Below are 24,248 nucleotides of genomic sequence, written 5' to 3' on the forward strand. Positions count from 1 at the left end.
ATTTTTATAAACTTTTCGGACCGGGTGTCGAAACCAACATTTCAAAGTTTCCATTCACCGTTACGTCCGCAATGCCATTCGGTAAAATGAAATGCATCCCCTTCATTATAGCATACGATTCACCAGCCACTTCCAGCACGCCGTCACCTTCCAACACACTTACCAATGTATAAGGAGCAACCTGTTTATACGTGAATGACTCTGTCACATTCCACTTATAAACATTGAAATATTCGCTCTCGATAAATGTTGTTACCGTATCGCCAATCACAAAATCATTTTTCGCATCCACATGTGGGAAAGTCGTCACATCCAAAGATTTTTGAATATGCAATTCACGCGTTTGCCCATTTTTTTCAACCCGATCGAAATCATAGACCCGATAAGTCGTGTTGCTACTTTGCTGTGTTTCCAATATCGTGATTCCCGCGCCAATCGCGTGGATCGTTCCACTTGGTACAAAGAAAAAGTCCCCGCGTTTAACCGGTACATAACGCAACAATTCATTCCATGCGCCAGCCTGCACCTTTTCCGCAAATTCTTCTTGGGAAAGGGCGTTGTGTCCATAGATAATTTCAGCGCCTTCATCTGCATCGATGATGTACCAACACTCGGTTTTACCGAGTTCACCTTCATGTTCCATACCGTAAACATCATCCGGGTGCACTTGGACGGACAAAGCATCCGCTGCATCAATGATTTTCGTTAACAAAGGAAAAACAGGGGAGCTTGGGTTTCCGAATAATTCTGGCTGTGTTTTATAAAGTTCATCCAAACCAACTCCGGTGTATGCACCATTTACGATCGTACCAACCCCGTCTGGATGGGCACTGATAGCCCAACATTCACCTGTGTGTTCACTCGGGATATTGTAGCCGTAGATATCGCGGAGTTTCGTTCCACCCCACATTTTCTCTTGAAGCACCGGTTGGATAAATAAAGGTTGTCTCATGAATGTCCTCCTCAAACTAAATTGCTATCCTTACTTTACCAGATTTCCGACAGCATTGAAATAACGAGAAAAACGCTTGCAATAAACTATTAAAAGGACTATAATGTCCCTAATAAAACCAGCCTGTCAAGCACAGGCAAAAACCTATTTACACCCGACTGGATATGGGAAGTAAATAGGTTTTTTGTATGGGTACGTATTCATTTTGCATATCCTGTTTATTCGTGATACGGTTGAATTATCAACTGGAAAAGGGGATTACTATGCAATATTATGACCAACATATGCACACCTATTTTTCGCCCGATTCACAAGAACGGTTTGAAAATTACCTTGCTCTTTCCGATAAGCCACTTATCACCACCGAGCACATGGATTATTTTTCACCCGACCAGGCCAAAGATGATGTTATTCCAGATTATGAAGGCTATTGCAAAACAATCGACCAGTTAAACGCAACGTATCAAAACCGTCTATTAAAAGGTATCGAAATCGGCTACACGAAAGACGATGTCGATAAAATTAACGCATTTATGAAAGATAAGGACTATGACCTCGTCTTATTGAGCATCCACCACAATGGGCACTATAATTTCATGAAAGTCAGCAATCGCGATGTTCCGCTGGCACGGACGCTTGATCATTATTATGACTTGATGCTGGAAGGTGTTCGGGCTCTGCCTTTTGCGAATGTTTTGGCTCATTTTGACTACGGTCTACGTAGCTATGACGTTTCCGTAGCGGATTTGAAAACAGTCGAGAATCAATTGTTAACAGTGTTTGAGGCGGCAGCTCAAAATGAGTTGGCTTTTGAACTCAATACGAAGTCCATGTACCAGCACGGTAACTTCAAACTTTATGATTACGCAATTGATCTATACAAAGAAGCAGGTGGAAGGCTATTTACGATAGGTTCCGATGCGCATAAGGTTGCGGACTATGAAGGCAATTTTGAAGACGCCTTTAATATGTTGAAAAATCACGATGTTAGCGAGTTGGTCGTTTACCAAAAACGGCAAGCAATCCCTGTCGAAATACCCAAATTGTTGTTCCCGGCCTCCCGTTGATTTGGGAGGTTTTAAATTCTGCTTATTCAGTGGTATAATCTATAAATGAAGATTGTAAATGATGGAGGAAAATACGAATGATTACACTTAAATCCCAACGAGAAATCGAAGCAATGGAAGAGTCCGGTAAAATCTTGGCGAACATCCACGTTGCTTTGCGTGATTTCATCAAACCGGGAATTACAACGATGCAAATCAACGATTTCGTTGAAAAAGGAATCCGCGATGCGGGTGCCATTCCAGAACAAATTGGCTTTGAAGGCTACGAATTTGCGACCTGTACAAGCGTGAATGACGAAATCTGTCATGGCTTCCCAAGCAAAAAAGTCGTATTGAAAGACGGCGATTTGGTTAAAGTTGATACAGTTGTCAATTACAACGGAGCAATGTCAGACTCTTGCTGGAGCTACATTGTCGGCGAATCCACACCGGCTTTGGATCGCTTGAAAGAAGTGACCGAAAAAGCGATGTATATCGGAATCGAGCAAGCCCAAGTAGGGAACCGCATTGGTGATATCGGCCACGCCATCCAAACGTATGTAGAAGGTGAAGGCTTATCTGTTGTCCGCGAATTTATCGGACATGGTATCGGGCCTACCATGCATGAAAGCCCAGCTGTTCCACATTACGGGGAAGCAGGAAAAGGGTTGCGTTTGAAAGAGGGCATGACGATTACAATCGAGCCGATGGTTAACACCGGTGGTTGGAAATCAAAAATGGATAAAAACGGTTGGACAGCCCGTACACAAGACGGCGGAATCAGCTGCCAATTCGAGCACACCATTGCAATCACGAGCGAAGGTCCAAAAATCCTGACAAAACAAGACTAAAAAAGAACTTGGCCACGGGCCAAGTTCTTTTTGTTAGTAGTTATTTGTCGTGAGGCGACGATTAAGATAGTTAGTTTGAGCTAATCGTCGTGATTTTCCTAAATTGCGACGATTAGCATTTTTCTTAACAGCTAACCGTCGCTCTTTTACAATTTAAACTTTCAAGCTTGCATCTTCTTCGGCCACTGGCTTGCGCAGGATACCAAGCAGAACTGCTGATACAGCCGCACCAATCGCTAACGCCACTAAGAAAAGCAACGCATTGTCCGCCAACCCGATAACGAAAATCCCACCATGAGGAGCCGGAATGGATGTATTCCAGTATTGCGTCAAACCACCTGCAATCGCCGAACCGACAATCGAAGAACCGATTACGCGCAGTGGATCCGCTGCCGCAAAGGGAATGGCACCTTCTGTGATAAACGATAATCCCATGATTAAGTTCGACAAGCCAGACTGACGTTCAACTTCATTGAATTTATTCTGGAACAAGAAAGTTGCCAATGCGATGGCAATCGGAGGAATCATGCCACCGGCCATAACTGCCGCCATCCAACGACCGTCACCTGTATCCGTGAAAATTCCAATCGAAAACGCATATGCCGCTTTATTAAAGGGACCGCCCATGTCAATGGCCATCATCCCACCCAATACCGCACCTAACAGAACTGCGTTTCCTGTTCCCAGTCCTGCCAAGAAATCTAGCATCGCATTATTGATAGTCGCAAACACGGGACCAACGAAGTAATACATCACCAATCCCGTTACCAACAACCCAAATACCGGGAAAAGTAAAATCGTCTTCAGCCCAGCCAAGGCTTTTGGCAAAGTACTAAAAGAACGTTTAACCCAGTTCATCACGTAACCCGCCAAGAACCCGGCAATTAAACCACCCAGAAACCCGGCATTACTTTGAACGGCCATGAATCCACCAGCCATACCAGGCAACAATCCGGGACGATCCGCAATACTATACGCGATGTACCCAGCCAGAATCGGAATCAAGAATTGGAACGCCGCCGCACCTGTTTGGTTAAACGACAAGAACAAGGCACTTTCATTTCCGAACCAGTTCTCGAACAAGAATGAAATCGCCAAGAGTATCCCGCCGCCCACAACAAACGGTAACATATGCGAAATCCCATTCATTAAATCCTTATACAAGGATGAAAATTCGGAAGTTTTTTCATATTCCTCTTCCACCGCAGTGTCATTACTGTCCCCATGGAAAATAGGCGCTTCCTGATTCACAGCTTTGGTAATCAATTCCTCCGCTTTGTTGATCCCATCCGCAACCGGACGTTCCAACACACGTTTACCTTTAAAGCGATTCATCTCAACTTTTTTACCAACTGCCGCAATAACCGCCGAAGCACGTTCAATGTCCGCAGCTGTCAAACGATTTTTCGTACCATCTGAACCGTTCGTTTCAACCTTGATGTCCACGCCCATTTCGGCCGCTTTCTTTTTAAGGGCATCCTCGGCCATATACGTATGTGCTATTCCCGTTGGACAGGCTGTGACTGCTACAACAAAAGGCCGTTCGGAGTTCGCCACAACTTCAACCGTGTCTGCCGATTCCTCAGCATCTTTTGCACGTTCGGCTGCTTCAAACAAAGCCTCAACTTCTTCCGCTGTCGTGGCTTGTTTCAAAGCCGCAATTAAATCCGGATTCAAAAGCAACCGTGACAAACTCGCCAACACTTGCAAATGAACATCATTGGCATTGTCCGGTGCCGCAATCATGAAGAATAAATAGGCCGGTTGTCCATCCAACGAGTCATAATCCACACCTGTTTCACTTTTGGCAAACACAACCGCTGGACGTTTTACCGCTGTATTTTTCGCATGGGGCATCGCAATTCCTTCACCAATTCCAGTCGACGCTTGCGACTCGCGATTAAGAATGCCTTCCCGGAATAATTCCAAATCATCAATGATGCCTTGTTCATACAAACGCGCTGTCATTTCATTGATGGTCTCGGCTTTTGACCCTGATTCTAACGGTAGGATCATCAATTCCTTCAACATAATATCCTTGATTTTCATTATAATTCCTCCAATTCATTAATTGTAATCTTCGGTAATAAGGCCTCAATATCGGCCGTTTTCGCTAAGTCGTCCGAAAATGCCGTTGCACTCCCACACGCCAAACTCATCCGGAAAGCCGCCAATGCGTCCCCGCTTGCCAAATACGTTCCTACAAATCCAGCAATCATCGAATCTCCCGAACCGACCGAATTTTTGACCGTTCCTTTCGGCGACCAACCATGAAAAACCGCTTCGCCTGTGAAAAATAGGGCACCTTCGCCGGCCATCGACACAATTGCGAACTGCGCGCCATCAGCCACCAGCTTCTTACCATACGGAATGAGATCCGCCATTCCAGTTGTTGAAAAAACATACATATCCGCCAATTCATGATGATTCGGTTTAACCACCAACGGTTGAGACGGAAGTGAGGCCAATAGTTCCGTGCCTGTCGTATCAATCACAAATTGTGCTCCCCGTGCTTTGACCAAACTGATTAAATGTTGATAATAATCACCAGGTAAAGAAGGGGGTTTGCTGCCGGATAGAATCACAACATCATCCGCTGTTAGATGTGAAAATTTTTCTTCCAAGTCTTCCAAAGCTTCCTCAGAAACGGTGGGACCGGCACCATTCAATTCTGTTTCATGATCCGCTTTGATTTTCACGTTAATCCGGGTTGGTTCTGCCACTTCCGTAAAGGCAGTGGTTATTCCTTCCTCGGTCATCCAATTAGCGATGTAATCACCAGTGAAACCACCGGTATAGCCCCAGGCCGTAGAAGGAATTCCCAGTTGTTTCAAAATCCGGGAAACATTAATTCCTTTACCACCCGGTAGCTTTAAATCTTCTTGGATGCGATTAACCGCATCCAATTCCAGTTTCTCCAATCGCACCACGTAATCAATGGATGGATTCAAGGTAACAGTGTAAATCATACTTTCGCCTCCCAATACGTTGTTTCTTGTTCCAGTCTCTTGCGTTTGCGTTCGTCCAGACCGACACTAATCACGTCACAATCCGCCAAGTCAGCCACTTTGGCAAAACTGACGACGCCAAATTTTGAGGAGTCCGCCAATACATATTTCCGGGCACCATGCTCAACGGCTTTGGCTTTGATTGCCGCTTCTTCGATATCCGGTGTCGTGAAACCAAACTCACTATCAATGCCATTCATTCCTAAAAAGACCTTGTTGAAACGATAACCTTCCAACTGACCTAAACAAGTCGATCCAATAATGGCTTTTGTTTCCAACTTGATTTTTCCACCCAGTAAAATAGTAGGAATCCGTAAATCAGCCAACAAGCTCGCATGGGGCACACCATTTGTCACGACCGTGATTTTTTTTCCTTGTAAAAAAGGAATCATTTCATAGGTTGTGGAACCTGCATCCAAAAACAATACATCATCATTTTCAATAAAATCCGCTGCACGTTTGGCGATTAAGCGTTTTTCATCCATATTCAAATTGGACTTTATTTCCATCTCTGGTTCGGTTTGGAGTTTATAACCGCGCTTAGCACCGCCATGGACCCGGATTAAAACTCCTTTTTCTTCAAGGGCTGATAAATCCCGGCGAATGGTGGATTCTGAGCTCCCGGTCACTTGGACAATATCCTGCATTTTGACGATATTTTGTTCCTGCAGTAAATCCTTGATTAGTTGATAACGTTCTTCTGTAAACACTTACATCACCTCGCGCCTAAACTATACCACCGTATTCAACCGAAATCAATCAATTTCATTCAAAAACATTCAAAAACAATCGGAATTGTCTTTGGAGATGATAGTGGAACGTCTCCTACTCATGTAATGAAAGCCATAATCGATTGAAGTGCGGCGTTCCGGTATGTGATGAGCTGTTATCACCGCATTTTTTAAAAAAATGCGGCGTTCATGGGCCGCGAAAATTTTAAACGCCGCATTTGAGGCGAAAATGCGACGTTTAGGCAATCAGAATTTCAGGAACGCCGCACTTCGCCCCCTAAGTGCGGCGTTAAACGTAGTTGATGAAACTAAACGCCGCACCAAAGCAAATCACTCACCCCACAAATAAAGAAGTATAGTAAAATGAGAGAAAAGGGAGAGGTGCACATGATTGCTTTACTTTTTTTAATGCTATTAAGGTCGGGCCTGATTATCCTATTGGCTTATTTGCTGATGAATAGCACGAAGGTGCGGAACCTATTGGCTCACCGTAAATCTGTCAGGACACAAGCCATCCTTATTTTTATATTCGGCGTTTTCGCAGTCATTTCCAATTTTACCGGTGTTGAAATTGATGAAAACCGCGTCATCGTTGAACAATTATTTTCCCAATTGGGACCGGGCTCATCTCTCGCGAACACGCGCGTTTTGACCATTGGGGTTTCGGGACTTATCGGTGGGCCGCTCGTTGGAACAGCAGTTGGTGTCCTGTCGGCCATTATCCGTTATTTCCAGGGAGGAGTGGATGTCCACATTTATGTCATTTCTTCCATTTTAATCGGATTACTATCCGGAGTATACGGCGCTCGTTCCAGTAAAAAGAATCGATTTCCATCCAGTAAAGAAGGTTTTCTGGTGGGGATCGCCATGGAAATCGTCCAAATGCTGACGATTTTGATCTTCAGTAGCGATTTCGCTTCGGCCCGCGAACTCGTCATGTTCATTGCCATTCCGATGATCGGTGCCAACAGCATCGGAACAGCTATCTTTCTATCTATCATCGAGACAACCTTGAAGCAGGAAGAAATGGCCAAAGCAGTGCAGACCCACGATGTTCTGCAACTCACGAACGAAACGTTGCCGTATTTCAGCTCCGGCTTGAATCAGCAGTCGGCTACTGCTGTCGCTGAAATCATTAAACGCTTCATTAAAGTATCCGCCGTCAGCCTGACGGATAAAAATCAAATTTTGGCCCACGTTGGAGCTGGGAGCGACCATCACAAACCGACTCGTGAAATTGTCACCGGGCTGTCGAAACAAGTCCTGGCGGAAGGCGAAATCAAGGAAGCCCGTTCCAAACGCGAAATAGACTGTGACAATCCCAACTGTCCCTTGGCAGCGGCGATTGTTATTCCTTTGAAATCAAAAAATCAAGTCATAGGTACATTAAAACTCTATTTCACCGATGAAAACGAGTTGACTTATGTCGAGCGTCAATTGGCAGAAGGTTTGGGGAGTATTTTCTCCACCCAAATCGAACTCGGTGAGCGTGAGAACGAAACCAAACTTTTAAAGCAGGCAGAAATTGATTCCTTGCAAGCGCAAGTAAATCCACATTTTCTCTTTAACGCCATGAATACAATCTCATCCTTGATCCGCATCGATAGTGAGAAAGCACGGAAACTTGTTTTGGAACTGAGTCACTTCTTGCGCGCTAACCTTCAGGGAGCGCGTCTGTCGCAAATACCGTTGGAGCAGGAGCTTGCGCAACTCCATAGCTATCTGGAACTGGAATTCGCGCGTTTCCCGGACCGTTATACCGTCACTTTTGCGATCCAACCAAACTTACAAAACGCTCTGGTTCCGCCGTTTATTTTGCAGAACCTCGTCGAAAACGCCATTCGCCATGCTTTTAAAAATCGCCAAACCGGCAACCACGTACACGTATCCATCCAAAAAGAAACAGCAAATCTCCACGTCCAAATCACGGACAATGGCCACGGTATCGACCCAACTGTTTTAAGTAAACTCGGCAAGGAACCCGTCGATTCCAATCACGGATCTGGAACAGCCCTTGACAACCTGAACAAGCGCCTGATCAATCTCTACGGTCCAGCCGCAGCGCTCCAATTCACGACATCAGACACGGGCACAACCATAACCAGCCGAATCCCATTACAAACCAAGGAGGAATCCCATGCGTATCCTGATCGTTGACGATGAACCATTAGCACGTGATGAACTACGTTTTCTCGTTTCCCAGAATCCGGCTGTGACCGATATTCAGCAGGCCGCTACCATTTCCGAAGCGTTGGAAAAAATGCTGCAGCAGCCGATAGACCTGCTTTTCCTGGATATCCATCTCATGGACGAAAGCGGCATCTCGCTTGCTGAAAAAATAAAACACTTTGCAAATCCACCGCAAATCGTCTTCGCAACCGCCTATGACGAATATGCGGTCAAAGCCTTTGAACTGAATGCCACTGATTATATATTGAAACCATTCGCTCCCGAGCGCGTGGAAGCGGCGATTGAAAAAGTAAACCGTCGTTTGCCGGACACGCAGCCGGAGACGATAGCAATCCACTCAGATGAACGGATTTACTTGGTAAAACCGGAAGAAATCGTCGTCGTTAGTGTCGACAACAACGAAACGACTGTGGCGACATATACCAATGCTTATGTCACCCACGAAACATTGAGCCAGTGGGAAGCTACATTACCTGTTTCGCAGTTTATGCGCGTACAACGCTCCTTTTTAATAAACTTAGAGGAAATAAAAGAAATCCAGCCATGGTTTAATAATACGTACCAACTGACGATGACAAATGATGCTAAGGTGCCGGTCGGACGCTCTTATTTAAAAGATTTCCGCAAACGGGTTGGCATTTGACCCCATAAAAAAAGCAACTCACCTCCTAAAAGCTGCATTTCGCCGTTAAATGAACCTTGAACGCGCTTTCTTTTGTAGAATGAGCTCGAGTAAAACTACAAAAGAGGAGGAGTTAAAATGCTGACATTATTTGGAGGAATCATGTTGTTGTTGGGCGGTTATTTCTTTTATTCAAAATATATTGAAAAGAATTTCCAAATCGAACCCGATCGCAAAACGCCAGCTGAAGTTTTAAAGGATGGATACGACTTTGTACCGATGTCAAAAGGTAAAAACGCTATTATTGAATTGTTGAATATTGCTGGAACGGGGCCTATTTTCGGACCAATCATGGGAGCTCTGTATGGACCAATCGCTTATGTCTGGATTGTAGTCGGATGTATTTTCGCCGGTGCAGTGCATGATTACATGATTGGGATGATTTCATTGCGGAATGACGGTGCACAATTGCCTGAACTCGCAAGTAAGTATTTAGGGAAATTTGTAAAGCATATCGTGAATATCTTTACGATGCTATTGTTGATGTTAGTGGCGACCGTATTTGTGACTTCGCCAGCTAATTTAATTAACTCGATCACGCCAAGTTGGTTATCGATCGGTGTGATTACTGCGTTAATTTTTGTCTATTATCTCGTTTCAACCCTGTTACCGATCGATAAGGCAATGGGTAAAGTTTACCCTTGGTTTGGGGCCGTACTCATTTTAAGTACGTTTGCGATCGGCATTTCCTTGATTGCGGGAGGACACACCATCCCTGAACTAACAATGGGAGCGATGAAAAACTTCCATCCAAAAGGTTTGGCTATTTTTCCAGGACTATTCTTTACGGTTTCCTGTGGTGCTATCTCTGGTTTCCATGCAACACAAGCGCCAATGGTTTCCCGGACAAGTACAAATGAAAAAGAAGGTCGCTTCACTTTCTATGGCATGATGATTGCTGAAGGCGTTATTGCCATGATTTGGGCTGCTGCTGCAATGGCTCTTTTCAATGGCCAAACATTGAGCGGCATGATTGATGCTGGAACAGCATCTGTTGTGGTGAACGAAGTTTCTTACATGCTATTGGGTAGTTTCTTTGGAACAATCGCCATTGTAGGCGTCATTGTGCTACCAATTTCTTCCGGTCTATCAGCATTCCGGAGTTTACGGATTGTCTTGGCGGACTACTTGCATATTAAGCAGGACACTTTAAAGAAAATCTTGGCTATAACAATTCCGTTGTATGTAATCTCCTTCTTCTTGACACAAGTGGACTTCAACTTATTGTGGCGTTATTTCAACTGGGCCAATCAAGTGACAGCCGTCATTTCTTTACTTGTTTCAACACGCTACTTATATTTGAAAGAACGTAACTTCCTGGTAACGCTGGTACCCGCATCATTCATGCTTTATGCAGTCGTGGTATATATCTTGAGCGAACCAATCGGCTTGGGTATGGGCTTGACAACACCGGCTTATCTCGTCGGTATGGTACTGACCCTATTGATTTTAGCCATCTTCGGCATCAGTGGACGCAAGCAAAAAGAAAGCCTGAATCCAGACGATATGTTGCTGAACGACCATTTACCAATTGGAACTTATAGTGATGAAGAAGTGGCTGTTGCCACTTCATAAAAGAAACCCCCGGAGTGTTTGTGCTCTGGGGGTTATTTTTATGTTTGTTGGTTTTTTTGACAACGCTTCCAACTGAGCGTAAACTATGGGTGGAAGACAAATAGAAAGGGTGAAGAAAAATGAGTAACTGGTTTCCATCCAGACGTAACTTGTGGGACTTAGGAAAAAGTAACTTCGACGACGCTTTCGATCAATTCTTTCGTAACAATGAGGGTAACTTCAACACGGACATTAAGGAACTAGATGACAAATATGTGCTTGAAGCGGATTTGCCTGGATTAGCCAAAGAGGATATTCATCTTGATTATCGCGACAATATTTTGTCAATCTCAGCAAAAAGTGAAATGGGTAAAGATGAAACCGATGAAAAGGGTAATTATATTCGCCGGGAACGTTCAATGCGTTCATACAGCCGTCAGTTCTTGCTTCGTGATGTGGATGAGGAAAATGTTACAGCAACATTCAAAGATGGTGTTTTGACTGTAGAACTGCCGAAAAAAGAACCGGAAACACCAACCACGAGACGTATTGATATTCAATAAGATTAAACCCCCAGGAACCTACCTGGGGCTTTTTATTGTCATATTGACACCGCTTACAAAGAACTTTACAATTAAAGTATGTTATGTTGCATAGTCAAGTGAAAAGGAGTGAGTTGATTGAGCGAAGTGAAAATCAATGAAACCGTACTCCGGGATGCCCACCAGAGTTTAATGGCAACGCGGATGTCCACAAAAGACATGTTGCCGATTGTGGAAACAATGAATCAGGCGGGCTATTATGCTTTGGAGTGTTGGGGCGGGGCGACGTATGATGCCGCTATTCGTTTTTTAAACGAAGACCCGTGGGAACGCCTGCGCGAAATTCGTAAACGGGCGCCGGATACGAAGTTAATGATGTTGCTGCGTGGCCAGAATTTGATCGGCTATCGCCATTACGCCGATGATATTGTGGATGCATTTGTCAAGCAGGCCGCCACGAACGGAATCGATATTTTTCGCATTTTTGATGCTTTGAACGACCCACGTAATGTTGAGGCATCGGTGAAGGCCGTCAAGAAATACGGAGCGCATGCGCAGCTTGCAATTTGTTATACCATCAGCGATGTGCATACAGTGGCCTATTACGTGGATCTCGCGCAGCGTTTTTCCCAAATGGGTGCGGATTCGATTTGTATCAAGGATATGGCGGGTATTCTGACGCCTAAAGTGGCCCGAGAGCTAGTGACAGAAATTAAGAAAGTGATTACGGTGCCTCTGAATATTCATACGCATTCCACGAGCGGGATTGCGCAAATGACGTATTTAGCGGCGGTGGAAGCGGGGGCGGATATGATTGACTGCGCCATTTCACCATTTGCGGAAGGGACGAGTCAACCAGCTACAGAGGCCATTGCTTTGGCGCTTGAGGAATTGGGTTATCACTCGCACTTGGATATCGATAAATTGGAAGAAGTGGCGGATTATTTTAAAGGGGTGCGGGATAAATATCTAGATTCGGGGGAATTGGATGCGAAAATGATGTTTGCCGATCCCAAAGCCTTGATTTATCAAGTACCGGGTGGAATGCTGTCGAATCTGAATTCACAACTGAAGAAAGCGAAAGCCGGTGAACGATTCGATGAGGTGTTGCGGGAAGTGCCGAATGTGCGGGCAGATTTAGGTTTTCCACCACTCGTGACGCCGATGAGTCAAATGGTCGGGACCCAAGCCGTTTTCAATGTGTTGTCTGGTGAAAAGTACAAACTGGTGCCGAATGAAATTAAGGATTATCTGCGTGGTAAATATGGGAAAACACCGGTGCCGGTGACAGATAAATTCCGGGAATCAATCATACCCGGCGAGGGCGTCATGACCGACCGCCCAGCGGATCATTTGGAACCTGAGTTCACGCGACTGAAAGAAGAACTGGGAGCGTTGGCGAAGACGGATGAGGATGTGTTGACCTACGCGTTGTTCCCGGAAGTCGGGAAGGCTTATTTGGAAAGAAAATATCAACCCGATGACACTGATCAACCAATCCGCATCCAGGCGCGCTATAGGAGGGATTAACATGGAAAGCTTCAATATGATGGATGGCCTTGTTGTGACAGTCATTTCCATGGTTTTTGTATTTAGCGTCCTCGCGTCCTTGTGGGGATTGACGGAATTAGTACACCGTTTTTCGGCAGAGTCAAAAATGGAAGTGCCTGCTGTTTCTCCGGACTTGATTCCGGATAAGCAGCGCGAAACAGTTGCCGTGTTGACGGCGATTATTGCAGCACATGAAACCAACCCTGCTAAAAAGTACGAAGTCGTGGAAGTGAAACGGATTAAGTAGAGGAGGAAACGGCAGATGAAAAATTATGAAATCGAAATCGACGGCCAAGTTTATCAAGTGAAAGTCCGGGAGCTTCCGGATGATGAAGAAATGGATGTTGGGGAGAAACCGATACCCAAATCCAAACCTGTGGTACCAACGGCAAGTGGTGAAAAAGTAACGGCTCCGATGTCGGGAACCATTTTACGCGTTTTGGTGCAAGCGGGCCAAACCGTTAAAACCGGCGACCATTTGGTTATTTTGGAAGCAATGAAAATGGAAAATGAAATCATAGCCCCACATGATGGGACAATCAAGGAAATTTTGGTGAAACCGAACGACGCTGTGGATTCCGGCCAAGACCTTGTCATCATGTAGAAAGGAGCGATTCGCTTGTTTGAGCAACTGATGGAACTTTGGTATGTGTCAGGAATTGCCAACATGACCTATAAAGAGTTGATCATGATTGTCATCGCCTGTGTATTTTTGTTTTTAGCCATTCGCAAAGGGTATGAACCGTATCTACTGATTCCGATTGCATTTGGGATTTTACTGGTGAATTTACCTCTGGCTGGTTTGATGAGCCCGCCGCAAAATGACAATCCCGGTGGCTTGCTTTATTATTTATTCCAGGGAACTGATTTAGGTATTTATCCACCCCTCATTTTTCTATGTTTAGGCGCCTCAACGGATTTCGGTCCTTTATTGGCCAACCCTAAAACGCTCTTATTGGGTGGTGCCGCACAATTCGGGATTTTCGCAGCTTTTCTAGGTGCTCTGGCATTAGGTATGACTCCTGAAGAAGCCGCCTCCGTTGGGATTATTGGCGGAGCGGATGGACCGACTGCCATTTATTTAACGACTCGCTTGGCAAGTCATATCCTACCTATTATCGCTTTGGCTGCTTATTCATATATGGCCCTGGTGCCCATTATCCAGCCGCCGATTATGCGTTTTTTGACAACGGAAGAAGAACGGAAAACACCGATGAAGCAACTTCGCCCGGTTACCAAGCGTGAACGGATTTTATTTCCCATCGTAACGACTTTATTCGTGAGTTTGCTAGTACCGTCTGCCACTGCTTTAATTGGTATGTTGATGTTAGGGAACTTGATTCGTGAAAGTGGGCAGGTGCCGAAACTAACGGAAACCCTGCAAAATGCGATGATGTATATCGTGACGATTTTACTGGGTGTCACGGTTGGGGCGAAGGCAACTGGAGAATTGTTTCTTTCCGCAACCACATTGAAAATTATCTTCATGGGTCTGTTCGCGTTCTCGGTCGGAACGGCAGCCGGGGTTCTGATGGGCAAATTAATGTACAAACTATCCGGTGGCAAAATTAATCCATTGATTGGGGCGGCGGGGGTTTCCGCGGTTCCGATGGCCGCTCGTGTTGTGCAAAAAGAGGGGATTAAATACAATTCTTCCAATTATTTATTGATGCACGCCATGGGACCAAACGTAGCGGGTGTGATTGGCTCCGCTGTAGCGGCCGGGGTATTGTTATCTTATTTCGGATCATAGTGGGACTTAAGTTTAGTTGGGACGACGAAAATTTTTTATTGTTGGGCTAACCGTCGTGATTTTCCAAAAATGCGACGGTTATGAAATGGGCGACTATCTAATAGGCGCAAAATCGATAATTAACGACGATTAGCTGTTTAGAAAATTGCTAATCGTCGTTTTTTTAGAAACGCGCTTGGCCGGGCCGACTAGCTTCTCACACAAATGGGATTTGTAAGGATTATCGGGAATCGAGCAGGACTTTACATAAGAATAAGTGTAAAAATTGCACAACTATCTGCAAAATCAAAATAGTTATGCAGACAACGTCAATAAAGAACCAGGAAGGGCGAAGCCTGTTCCAGGTTTCTGTTTTAAGTCTAAAAAATACAAGGTGCGGCGTTCTGACAATTCTCATTCCGCCAACGCCACATTTTTGGCGAAAGTGCGGCGTTGGCGGGAAATAAAATTCCTTAACGCCGCTTTTGGAGCAAAAATGCGACGTTAAGCCAATATAAATTTCAGGAACGCCGCACTAAGCCACCCAAGTGCGGCGTTAAATATCGAATAAGTAAATTAACGCCGCACCGATAACTTGTAACTATAAACCGTAACTCAATACCCCACACAAAAATTAGTGTATAATATATAAGACGATACAGTATTAATCACGGAGGGTGAATACAGTGAACCGGAAAGACCGAATTTACCACTATATCAAGGAAATGACGCATACACTAACCGACCAGGAAATTGAATTGGGGCATGGGCCAACTACGAAAATGATAGCGGATGCACTCGACATCCAACGCACCAACGTTTCCAAGGACCTGAACCAACTCGTGCGCGAAGGCAAACTTTTCAAGACTGAAGGCCGTCCCGTTCGTTATCTTTTGGTGAAAATAACCCCACACGAGCCACTTTCCAAACACGTTCCCAGTTACAAAGAAGCGATCCGCCGCCCAACCACAAAACAGCCAACCATCAGTAACAAACAAGACGTTTTCCGAACGATGATCGGCGCCAACAGTAGTATGAAAAATGCGGTGGAACAAGCAAAAGCAGCGGTCCTTTACCCACCAAAAGGCCTGAATACACTTATCACAGGCCAAACTGGTTCGGGTAAATCCTATTTCGCACATGCCATGTTCGATTTTGCCAAGTCCAACGGCATCATACCAAATGACAAAGAACTCGTGGTTTTCAACTGTGCCGACTACGCCAACAACCCGCAACTGTTGATGAGCCAACTATTCGGCTACAGCCAAGGTGCTTTTACGGGCGCAACGGGTTCGAAAGATGGTCTCATCCAAGAAGCAGATCAAAGCATGCTGTTCCTGGATGAAATCCACCGTCTTCCGCCAGAGGGGCAGGAAATGATTTTCTATTTCATGGACACCGGCATGTACAGTCGCCTAGGTGAGTCGGGCCGTAACCGCGCTGCCAATGTGCGTATCGTTTGTGCCACGACCGAAGATCCGAAATCAACCTTCCTGGATACTTTTATGCGCCGAATCCCGATTGTCATCCAGTTACCATCATTCAAGGAACGCACCATCAGCGAGCAACTTGACCTTGTCAAATTGATGGCCAGCCTGGAAGCAACCCGTATCCAGAAAGAGATTACCTTGACCGAAGATGTGGTTAAAGCCCTGATTGCCAGTGTGGGCTACGGGAATGTCGGGCAGCTAAAATCCGGTATCCAACTGGTCTGTGCCCGTGGCTTCATGAACCAACTCAGCCAGGACCAAATCGTCTTGACCGTTCGCGATTTACCGGAGTCTATTCAGTCCCATCTGGTTGGCCAGTCCGCTAACGCACGAACACGCTCTGAACTCGCCAAAATTTCCGAAGCCCAGATTACCGTTAAACCAAATGAACCATTCTACCAAATCGAAACCGATGCCTACGAACTGCCGTATAACCTTTACGACATCATCGGCGACAAAGCGACGCTCCTTGAAGCGGAAGGATTGGACCCTGAGTCGATCAACCAATACATTTCGACCGATATCAATGTCCATCTAAAATCCTTTTATAAGAACCACGGATTCTCCTTGCAGACTGACTCTCGTCTCGCTGAAGTCGTATCCAAAGAAGTCATCCAATTCGTGCATGAGGTTTCGGGGGAAATTGAAAATTCACTCAATACCGCATTCAAACACAACTACATTTACGCCGTCAGCCTACACATCAGCTCGCTCTTGAACAATATTCAAATCGGCGAAATCCGTTACTTGAACGACCGAATCAAGGATATGGCACTGGGTTTTCCCAATGAAATGGCCGTTGCACGCTTTTTGAAAGACCGTATCGCGGACTACTTTGGCGTCGATGTTCCGGAAAACGAAATCTATTACCTGACTGTCCTCCTTGTTTCACTTCAGGAAGAACAAGTTACCGGTCGCATCGGGGTAGTCGTCGTGACACATGGCAATTCCACCGCTACCAGCATGGCCAAAGTCGCCGAGGAACTCCTGGATTTTACCGGTATCATCGCCGTCGATATGCCACTTGATATGTCACCGGCTATCGCTTATGAAAAAGTAAAACACGCCGTTATCCAGGCAAACGAGGGCAGTGGCGTCCTCTTGATGGTGGATATGGGGTCCTTGACGACCTTCGAAGCCAATTTGATCAAGGAAACGGGCATTCAGGTCCGTACTATTCAGATGGTATCAACCGCACTCGTTCTGGAAGGTGCGCGTAAAGCCTCCTTGGTCGATGCAGATTTAGAAATTTTACATGAAAGCCTCGACCGTTTCAGTGGCTATGCGAATACGGCCTCCGATAATCGGGATAAATTCCAGACTTTACCCAAGCCACCGGTGATGATTGCCATTTGTGCGAGTGGGGAAGGGACCGCTCGTAAACTGAAAGAAATCATTGAAAAACCATTGGCGGAACAAAAAGAAAACCATTTAAAAGTGTTGACCACATCCATTGCGGATTTGGATCAAAACTTGAAACTATGGGAAGATCGTTATACCATCATTGCCACAACAGGGATTGTCGATCCGAAACTGACCGCACCCTTTATTCCTTTGGAAAAATTCATCGAGAAAAATTCGCAGGAACTGATCGAAAAAATTAATGATTTAACGGCTGTTGCCCCTTCAGAAGCCATTCAAGAAGCAGGTGCAGCCCAAAAATTAATTTACCAATTCCTGGAAGAGCACTATACGTTCTTAAATCCAAAGAAGGTTATGCCGATACTCTGGGAATTTGTGGATGAGTGTGCGGGGTTACAGTATCATCCCGAGCCGGGTTATGCGTTCCACGTTAATTTAGCACTCCACATGGGTGGGGTGTTGGAACGACTCATTAACCAAGACCCTTTGGCACGCGTTGCGAACACAATCAAACGTGAAGAGCGGGATAGCGCTATTATCCAGGCAATTCGCCATTTTGAACGGGCATTGGCTATTCGCATCCCTGAAGAGGAATACGACTACATCGCTTATTTCGTCAAAAAGGAAAAAGGCAATCTCGATGAACTGGATACACTATTAAGCTGAACAATCGAAAAGATACACTAACAACACAATGTGTTAGTGTATCTTTTTTTGTGTATTGACACAAACCTTGATATGAAGCGTTTTTATACATCAAAAAGTTGGCACGCTTCTTGCATATATATAGTGAAGGGTACAGAGTGTGCCCAATCACACTAGAAAGGAGATGCAAATGGACATCCAGTTGGTTCGTATTGATGACCGCTTGCTTCATGGTCAAGTTGCGATTACGTGGGCGAAAGATACCCGGATCAGTCGCATTCTGGTTGTCAGTGACGAAGTAGCCGCGAATCCCATTTCAAAAGCTTTGGTAAGCCAAGCAGCACCACCCGATATTAAATCACATGTCGTCACATTAGATAAACTCGTTGAAGTATATTTTCACCCCATGTTTATGAATGTGAAGGTTTTGCTCTTATTTACGAATCCATCAGATGTTGCCACTGTCTATAAAAGAGGCGTTTATTTCAAATCAGTGAATATCGGTGGGATGAAGTTTACCGGAGATAAGAAGATGATTACGCATTTCATTTCAGTTGATGAAAGGGATATCGAAGCATTTAAATTTCTGGATTCAAAGGAAATTGAATTGGAAGTCCGGAAAGTTCCGAGTGATCGGAAGCAGATGTTGATGGAGATATTAAAAAAAGGGAACCATATCTAGGAGGGAAATGAATGGTTGGAATTATTATAGCAAGCCACGGTGAATTCGCTCAAGGCATCTTGCAATCCGCAACGATGATTGTTGGTGAACAAGAAAATGTCGAAGCAGTGGTATTGCAACCAAGCGAAGGTCCGGATGATATCCGGAAAAAAATCGAAGATGCAGCCGCTTCTTTCGATACAGATGAAGTGTTGGTATTGGCAGACTTGTGGGGCGGAACACCGTTCAATCAGGCAAACAGCCTTTACGAACAAAACAAGGACAAATGGGCAATCGTTGCAGGATTGAGCTTACCGATGTTAATCGAAGCTTTAACAGCACGCTATTCCATGAATGAATCACATGCTATTGCCAAAGCAATTGTACCTGTGGCGCAAGAAAACGTAAAAGTGAAACCGGAATCACTAGGCGAAGTTGCTACACCGCAAACAAACGGTCCTGTTGCTTCAAATCAAGCTCTTCCGGAAGGAACGGTAGTGGGTTCTGGCCGTATCGATATCGGCTTGGCACGTGTTGACTCACGTTTATTGCACGGACAAGTTGCAACGGCATGGTCTAAAGACGTTAAACCGACCCGTATCATTGTTGTGTCTGATGAGGTTTCCAAAGATGATTTACGTAAATCATTGATTACCCAAGCTGCACCTCCAGGGGTTAAAGCAAACGTTATTCCAATCGACAAAATGATCGAAATCTGGAAAGATCCTCGTTTCGGAAAAACACGTGCATTGCTTTTATTTGAAAACCCAACGGACGTTCTGCGTGTCGTTGAAGGTGGCGTTGAACTTGAAGAAGTAAACATCGGCTCAATGGCTCACTCAGAAGGTAAAGTCATGATTAACAACGTATTGTCTGTAGACGAAAAAGACGTTAAATCCTTGAAAGCTTTAAGTGATAAAGGAATCAAGTTTGATGTTCGTAAAGTGCCATCAGACCAACGTAAAAACATGAACGAATTATTGAAGAAAACGAAATTTGTTTAATAGTATATAGAGGAGGGATTACAAAATGAATTTTATTACAGTTATTTTAATTCTTGTTGTAGCATTTATTGCTGGTATGGAAGGTATTTTGGATGAGTTTCAATTTCACCAACCAATTTTGGCAGCAACTTTAATCGGTATCGTTACAGGTCACCCAGTGGAAGGTTTACTACTTGGTGGTACCTTGCAATTGATTGCCTTGGGCTGGATGAACATCGGGGCTGCAGTAGCACCGGATGCTGCTTTGGCTTCAATCGCATCCGCAATCTTGGTTACCGTTAACGGTGCTAGTATTACAGAAGGTATTGCATTGGCAATTCCTTTGGCAGTTGCTGGTCAAGTGTTAACAATGTTCGTTCGTACTGCAACAGTTGTTTTGGCACACGGTGCTGACAAAAAAGCAGAAGAAGGATCTTTCCGTGGCGTTGAAATGTACCATTTGGGTGCTTTGATGCTACAAGGACTACGTATCGCAATCCCAGCAGCTATAATCTTGGCTGTTCCGGCTGATGTAGTAACGGCTGGTTTGAACAGTATTCCAGACTGGTTGACAGGTGGTTTGGCTGTTGGTGGTGGAATGATCGTAGCAGTAGGTTACGCAATGGTTATTAACATGATGGCAACACCAAAACTATGGATGTTCTTCGCTCTAGGATTCGCACTTTCAGCAATCGGTGAATTGAACTTAATCGCAATGGGTATTATCGGTGTCGTATTGGCTCTTCTTTACCTACAATTCTCACCTGAATTCAACCAAACAAGCGGTGGGGGTCCAACAAGCGGTGGCGGCGACCCATTAGATGATATCTTGAACGACTATTAAAAGGAGCGATGAGAATAATGACTGAAAACAACAATTATAAATTAACTAAAAAAGATCGTTTGCACGTTGCTTGGAGAAGTCAATTCCTCCAAGCATCATGGAACTTCGAGCGTATGCAAAACGTGGGTTGGGCGTATGCAATGATCCCGGCTTTGAAAAAATTATACACAACTAAAGAAGACCGTTCTGAAGCTTTGAAACGTCATTTGGAATTTTTTAATACACATCCATACGTAGCTGCACCTGTATTAGGTGTAACTTTGACACTTGAAGAAGAAAAAGCAGCTGGTCGTGACATCGACAACGCAGCTATTCAAGGGGTTAAAATCGGTATGATGGGTCCTTTGGCTGGTGTGGGTGACCCAATTTTCTGGGGAACCTTACGTCCGGTATTAGGAGCTTTCGCGGCATCCCTGGCATTGAGTGAAAACTGGATGGGACCAATTATTTTCTTCGTAGTTTGGAACGTTGTCCGTATGGCATTCTTGTGGTACACGCAAGAATTCGGTTATGTCCAAGGTGGGAACATCGCTCAAAACTTGGGCGGCGGATTGATGCAAAAACTGACTCAAGGTGCTTCTGTTCTTGGTATGTTCATCATGGGTGTATTGGTACCACGTTGGACAAGCATGAACTTCCCGATGGTACTTAGCCGTATGGAAGTTGCTGAACAAGACCGCGTTAACTTCGGTGTCGTTGCTGACGCTGTAAACGAAGGCGTTGTTTCTGGCGATATGCTGCGTAACATCGTGACTGAAATTCAATCAGGCTTGAGCGTTTCAACAGAACAAGTGACAACGCTGCAAGGCACACTGGATTCATTACTACCAGGTATTGCACCATTAGCTTTGACATTGCTATGCGTGTGGTTACTTCGTAGAAAAGTCAGCCCAATCACAATCATCTTCGGATTGTTTGTTGTTGGTACAATTGGTTATGTATTAGGTATTTTAGGTTAATAAAATATAAAAGAAAGTCCCATCCTGATTTTCGTGGTGTTTATCAGGGTGGGGCTTTTTTTGTTTGCATTTTGTGTGTGCGGCGTTCCGCTCACGCTCATAGTTTTTAACGCCGCATTTTCGGCAAAAAAGCGGCGTTCATAGAAAATATTTCCTATGAACGCCGCACTTACAGCCTGTTATTTTATTTTTCGATCGGTTGAAGAAGGGATGTTCAATTGTTGCCGATATTTCGCTATGGCTCGGCGCGAAACCTGAATATTTTTTTTCGCCAACATCTCCACCAAAGCCTGATCGGAGTAGGGACGATGCTGATCCTCGCCAGCAATTAATTCCTGCAACACGTTCAATACGTCATCCCGAGACTGTTCGCTATTTTGCATGCGGCGTGACAAGAACGTCTTCAACTCAAAAATTCCTTTCGGCGTTTGAACGAATGTTTCCCGTACAGCACGGCTAATGGTTGACTCGCTCAACCTACACATTTCCGCCACATCTTTTAACTGCAGTGGTTTCAATGGACTATTATCTTCTGTGAAAAACGCGTGCTGATACGAAAGTACGGCTGTGCCTACTGTCAGGACCGTTTCTTTCCGCTTCATCAAGCTCGCCTGCAGTTGATCGAATTCCTGTTTCTTGGCATTCACATATGCCTTAACTTCTGCGTCGTCAATCGCTTTCATTTCCTCGAAATAACTAGCGTTCAAAGTCAGCAACGGTGTCTTGTATTTCGTCTCCTTAATCGCCAACTCACCGTCTTCCAAAGTCACCATCAACTCCGGTACAATGTAAGGCACTGTCTTCGTCCGCGTTTCAAATGCTTCCGCGGGTGCCGGTGTCAAGCGTTGCACGAATTGGTAAATTTCCGCAATTTTATCCGATGTCGTTTCATAATGGTCGGCAATTTTTTGCCAATTCTTCTGAACCAAATCCTCGTAATGTTCCTCCAGGACTACGTAAGCCAGATTTGGGGCAAAATCAACCCGTTCTGTCTGTAACATTAAACATTCCTGCAACGTCCGTGCCCCGATACCAGCCGGATCCAATTGTTGCAATAACGTCAATCCATCCAGGAGTTCGATTGCCGAAGCATGCGTTTCCGCTTGCGCTTCTTTGATTGTCTTCATGACATACCCACGCGGGTCAAGTTGTTCCGCCCACCAAAAAATTAGTTTCCTAAGTGGCGTGTCCCGGTAAAGTAAATAAATCTGCTCCTGTAAAAACTCGTACAAGGATGCTTCATACACTGATGTTTGCTCGATTACCGCTGAAACATCATTTGTGGAAACGTCCTTAGCGGAAATGGTTAAGGGTTCATTTACCGACATCTCAATAAAAGGATTTCCCAGTAAAACGCTATTTAAGTAAGTGGATAATTCCATTCGATTTAATTGCAACATTTCCATACCTTGGACGAGGTTAGGAATAAATGCTTGTTTTTGTGCCTGTTGTTGCTTTATTTGCTGATTAAATTCCATATCAACCCCTTCTTTCTGGCTTCATTCTACCACATGCAGAGAACAAAATGAATGCTGATAGATAGCGCATTCAAAGAAAGAAGACTTCTAAAAAACGAAACCTCTTATTTATACGAATCGCGTTCGATAATATTGAACCTTTTCAAATAAAGCGTTTACAAACGAAGGGGAATCTGTTACGATGGAGCCAAGAAATTAAGAATGAGGGAACAAGATGAGCAATGGCAGAATTCAATCGATTGATCGTGCGGTCCAAGTTTTGAACTGTTTTACGGAGCGAAATCCGGAATGGCGCCTCACGGAAATCGCCGAACAATTGCATGTCGGTAAAAGTACCGCCCACGGAATCGTGAACACCTTGAAATGGAATGGTTTATTGAACCAGGACGAGGAAACCCAGAAGTATCGCTTGGGTTTAAAGCTGATGGAGATGGGAGAATTGGTTAAAAAATCCATCGATGTGACTGAAGTAGCCGGGCCGTTTATTGATGATCTTTGTGATTTGGTCGAAGAGACAGTTCATCTAGGAACCTTGGTTGATTCAGAGGTCATGTATGTGGACAAACGGGAAACCCAACAATCCATCCGCATCACAACGACTATCGGCTCAAGGATTCCGGCACAAAATACGGGTATCGGAAAATGTCTATTGGCATTCTCCAGTCAAAGCGTTTTGGAGAATTTGCCTGATGAATTTGAGACATTTACGCCACATTCCATCGCAACGAAAGCAGAACTGTTGGAAGAACTGGAACGAATAAGACAAAATGGTTATGGGCATGATAAAGAGGAATATGCAAAGGGCCTTTATTGTGTAGCGGCACCGATATTTGATTATACGGGCAATGTCCATTATGCAGTCAGCGTTTCCGGTCCGACTTTTCGGATGACACCAGGAAAAATCAAAATGGTGACAAAACTCGTTTTGAGAACAGCACAACAAATTTCCGAAAAAATGGGATATATACAAAAAAATTAGTTTTTATT

At 44.7% G+C, this 24,248-nt stretch carries 21 protein-coding genes; 16 read left to right on the forward strand and 5 right to left on the reverse strand.

Annotated features, from left to right (window positions below; translation table 11 throughout):
• Positions 1–4 precede the first annotated feature (4 nt).
• Positions 5–952, reverse strand: coding sequence for a mannose-6-phosphate isomerase, class I (gene manA, locus ACTVAI_RS06800; RefSeq protein ID WP_443486236.1), 948 nt, complete (start codon positions 950–952; stop codon positions 5–7).
• A 263-nt stretch (positions 953–1,215) separates the two neighbouring features.
• Here manA and ACTVAI_RS06805 point away from each other — a divergent pair, with 263 nt between their 5' ends.
• Positions 1,216–2,019 (forward strand): hypothetical protein, encoded by an 804-nt coding sequence (locus tag ACTVAI_RS06805; protein ID WP_443473157.1) that lies wholly within the window; start codon positions 1,216–1,218, stop codon positions 2,017–2,019.
• Positions 2,020–2,096: 77 nt separating this feature from the next.
• A complete protein-coding gene (gene map / locus ACTVAI_RS06810; protein WP_443473158.1) occupies positions 2,097–2,849 on the forward strand; it encodes a type I methionyl aminopeptidase in 753 nt (250 codons plus the stop codon).
• Positions 2,850–3,002: 153 nt separating this feature from the next.
• Here map and ACTVAI_RS06815 read toward each other — a convergent pair whose 3' ends face one another.
• Genes ACTVAI_RS06815 through ACTVAI_RS06825 form a run of 3 tightly spaced genes read right to left on the reverse strand, consistent with a single transcriptional unit; the run spans position 3,003 to position 6,567 of the window.
• Positions 3,003–4,898, reverse strand: coding sequence for a PTS fructose transporter subunit IIABC (locus tag ACTVAI_RS06815; protein ID WP_443486237.1), 1,896 nt, complete (start codon positions 4,896–4,898; stop codon positions 3,003–3,005).
• Positions 4,898–5,818 carry a 1-phosphofructokinase gene (pfkB, locus tag ACTVAI_RS06820; protein ID WP_443486238.1) on the reverse strand — a complete coding sequence of 307 codons (921 nt, stop codon included), beginning with the start codon at positions 5,816–5,818 and terminating at the stop codon, positions 4,898–4,900. The genes ACTVAI_RS06815 and pfkB overlap by 1 nt, the downstream gene beginning before the upstream one ends.
• Positions 5,815–6,567: a DeoR/GlpR family DNA-binding transcription regulator gene (locus tag ACTVAI_RS06825; RefSeq protein WP_443486239.1), complete on the reverse strand. Its 753-nt coding sequence runs from the start codon at positions 6,565–6,567 to the stop codon at positions 5,815–5,817. The genes pfkB and ACTVAI_RS06825 overlap by 4 nt, the downstream gene beginning before the upstream one ends.
• 408 nt (positions 6,568–6,975) lie before the next feature.
• Here ACTVAI_RS06825 and ACTVAI_RS06830 point away from each other — a divergent pair, with 408 nt between their 5' ends.
• The 13 genes from ACTVAI_RS06830 (at position 6,976) to ACTVAI_RS06890 (ending at position 21,783) form a co-directional block, all read left to right on the forward strand.
• Positions 6,976–8,745: a LytS/YhcK type 5TM receptor domain-containing protein gene (locus ACTVAI_RS06830; RefSeq protein ID WP_443486240.1), complete on the forward strand. Its 1,770-nt coding sequence runs from the start codon at positions 6,976–6,978 to the stop codon at positions 8,743–8,745.
• Complete coding sequence (locus tag ACTVAI_RS06835; protein WP_443486241.1) at positions 8,726–9,421, forward strand: LytTR family transcriptional regulator DNA-binding domain-containing protein; 696 nt, start codon at positions 8,726–8,728, stop codon at positions 9,419–9,421. The genes ACTVAI_RS06830 and ACTVAI_RS06835 overlap by 20 nt, the downstream gene beginning before the upstream one ends.
• A 117-nt stretch (positions 9,422–9,538) precedes the next feature.
• Positions 9,539–11,035, forward strand: coding sequence for a carbon starvation CstA family protein (locus tag ACTVAI_RS06840; protein WP_443473164.1), 1,497 nt, complete (start codon positions 9,539–9,541; stop codon positions 11,033–11,035).
• Between the two features lie 119 nt (positions 11,036–11,154).
• On the forward strand, positions 11,155–11,577 hold the full coding sequence (locus tag ACTVAI_RS06845) for an Hsp20/alpha crystallin family protein (RefSeq protein WP_443473165.1): 423 nt from the start codon (positions 11,155–11,157) through the stop codon (positions 11,575–11,577).
• Positions 11,578–11,694: 117 nt separating this feature from the next.
• Complete coding sequence (locus tag ACTVAI_RS06850; protein WP_443473166.1) at positions 11,695–13,086, forward strand: oxaloacetate decarboxylase subunit alpha; 1,392 nt, start codon at positions 11,695–11,697, stop codon at positions 13,084–13,086.
• A 1-nt stretch (position 13,087) separates the two neighbouring features.
• Positions 13,088–13,354 carry an OadG family protein gene (locus ACTVAI_RS06855; protein ID WP_443473167.1) on the forward strand — a complete coding sequence of 89 codons (267 nt, stop codon included), beginning with the start codon at positions 13,088–13,090 and terminating at the stop codon, positions 13,352–13,354.
• A gap of 15 nt (positions 13,355–13,369) precedes the next feature.
• Positions 13,370–13,711 (forward strand): biotin/lipoyl-containing protein, encoded by a 342-nt coding sequence (locus tag ACTVAI_RS06860; protein ID WP_443486242.1) that lies wholly within the window; start codon positions 13,370–13,372, stop codon positions 13,709–13,711.
• Positions 13,712–13,726: 15 nt separating this feature from the next.
• Positions 13,727–14,860: a sodium ion-translocating decarboxylase subunit beta gene (locus ACTVAI_RS06865; RefSeq protein ID WP_443473169.1), complete on the forward strand. Its 1,134-nt coding sequence runs from the start codon at positions 13,727–13,729 to the stop codon at positions 14,858–14,860.
• Between the two features lie 704 nt (positions 14,861–15,564).
• A complete protein-coding gene (locus ACTVAI_RS06870; RefSeq protein ID WP_443486297.1) occupies positions 15,565–18,357 on the forward strand; it encodes a sigma-54-dependent transcriptional regulator in 2,793 nt (930 codons plus the stop codon).
• Between the two features lie 169 nt (positions 18,358–18,526).
• Positions 18,527–19,018, forward strand: coding sequence for a PTS sugar transporter subunit IIB (locus ACTVAI_RS06875; protein ID WP_443473170.1), 492 nt, complete (start codon positions 18,527–18,529; stop codon positions 19,016–19,018).
• A gap of 11 nt (positions 19,019–19,029) precedes the next feature.
• Positions 19,030–20,001 carry a PTS sugar transporter subunit IIB gene (locus tag ACTVAI_RS06880; RefSeq protein WP_443473171.1) on the forward strand — a complete coding sequence of 324 codons (972 nt, stop codon included), beginning with the start codon at positions 19,030–19,032 and terminating at the stop codon, positions 19,999–20,001.
• Positions 20,002–20,026: 25 nt separating this feature from the next.
• Positions 20,027–20,824, forward strand: a complete 798-nt coding sequence (locus ACTVAI_RS06885) for a PTS mannose/fructose/sorbose transporter subunit IIC (protein ID WP_443473172.1) — start codon at positions 20,027–20,029, stop codon at positions 20,822–20,824.
• A gap of 17 nt (positions 20,825–20,841) precedes the next feature.
• Positions 20,842–21,783, forward strand: coding sequence for a PTS system mannose/fructose/sorbose family transporter subunit IID (locus ACTVAI_RS06890; RefSeq protein WP_443473173.1), 942 nt, complete (start codon positions 20,842–20,844; stop codon positions 21,781–21,783).
• Between the two features lie 179 nt (positions 21,784–21,962).
• Here the strand turns inward: ACTVAI_RS06890 and rpoN are convergent, their stop codons facing one another.
• Positions 21,963–23,261, reverse strand: coding sequence for an RNA polymerase factor sigma-54 (gene rpoN, locus ACTVAI_RS06895; RefSeq protein ID WP_443473174.1), 1,299 nt, complete (start codon positions 23,259–23,261; stop codon positions 21,963–21,965).
• A gap of 214 nt (positions 23,262–23,475) precedes the next feature.
• Between rpoN and ACTVAI_RS06900 the strand changes: the two genes are divergently transcribed.
• Positions 23,476–24,240: an IclR family transcriptional regulator gene (locus ACTVAI_RS06900; RefSeq protein WP_443473175.1), complete on the forward strand. Its 765-nt coding sequence runs from the start codon at positions 23,476–23,478 to the stop codon at positions 24,238–24,240.
• Positions 24,241–24,248 lie beyond the last annotated feature (8 nt).

Origin of the sequence: Jeotgalibaca sp. A127 (assembly GCF_052266745.1) — a bacterium.
Lineage (GTDB): Bacteria > Bacillota > Bacilli > Lactobacillales > Aerococcaceae > Jeotgalibaca.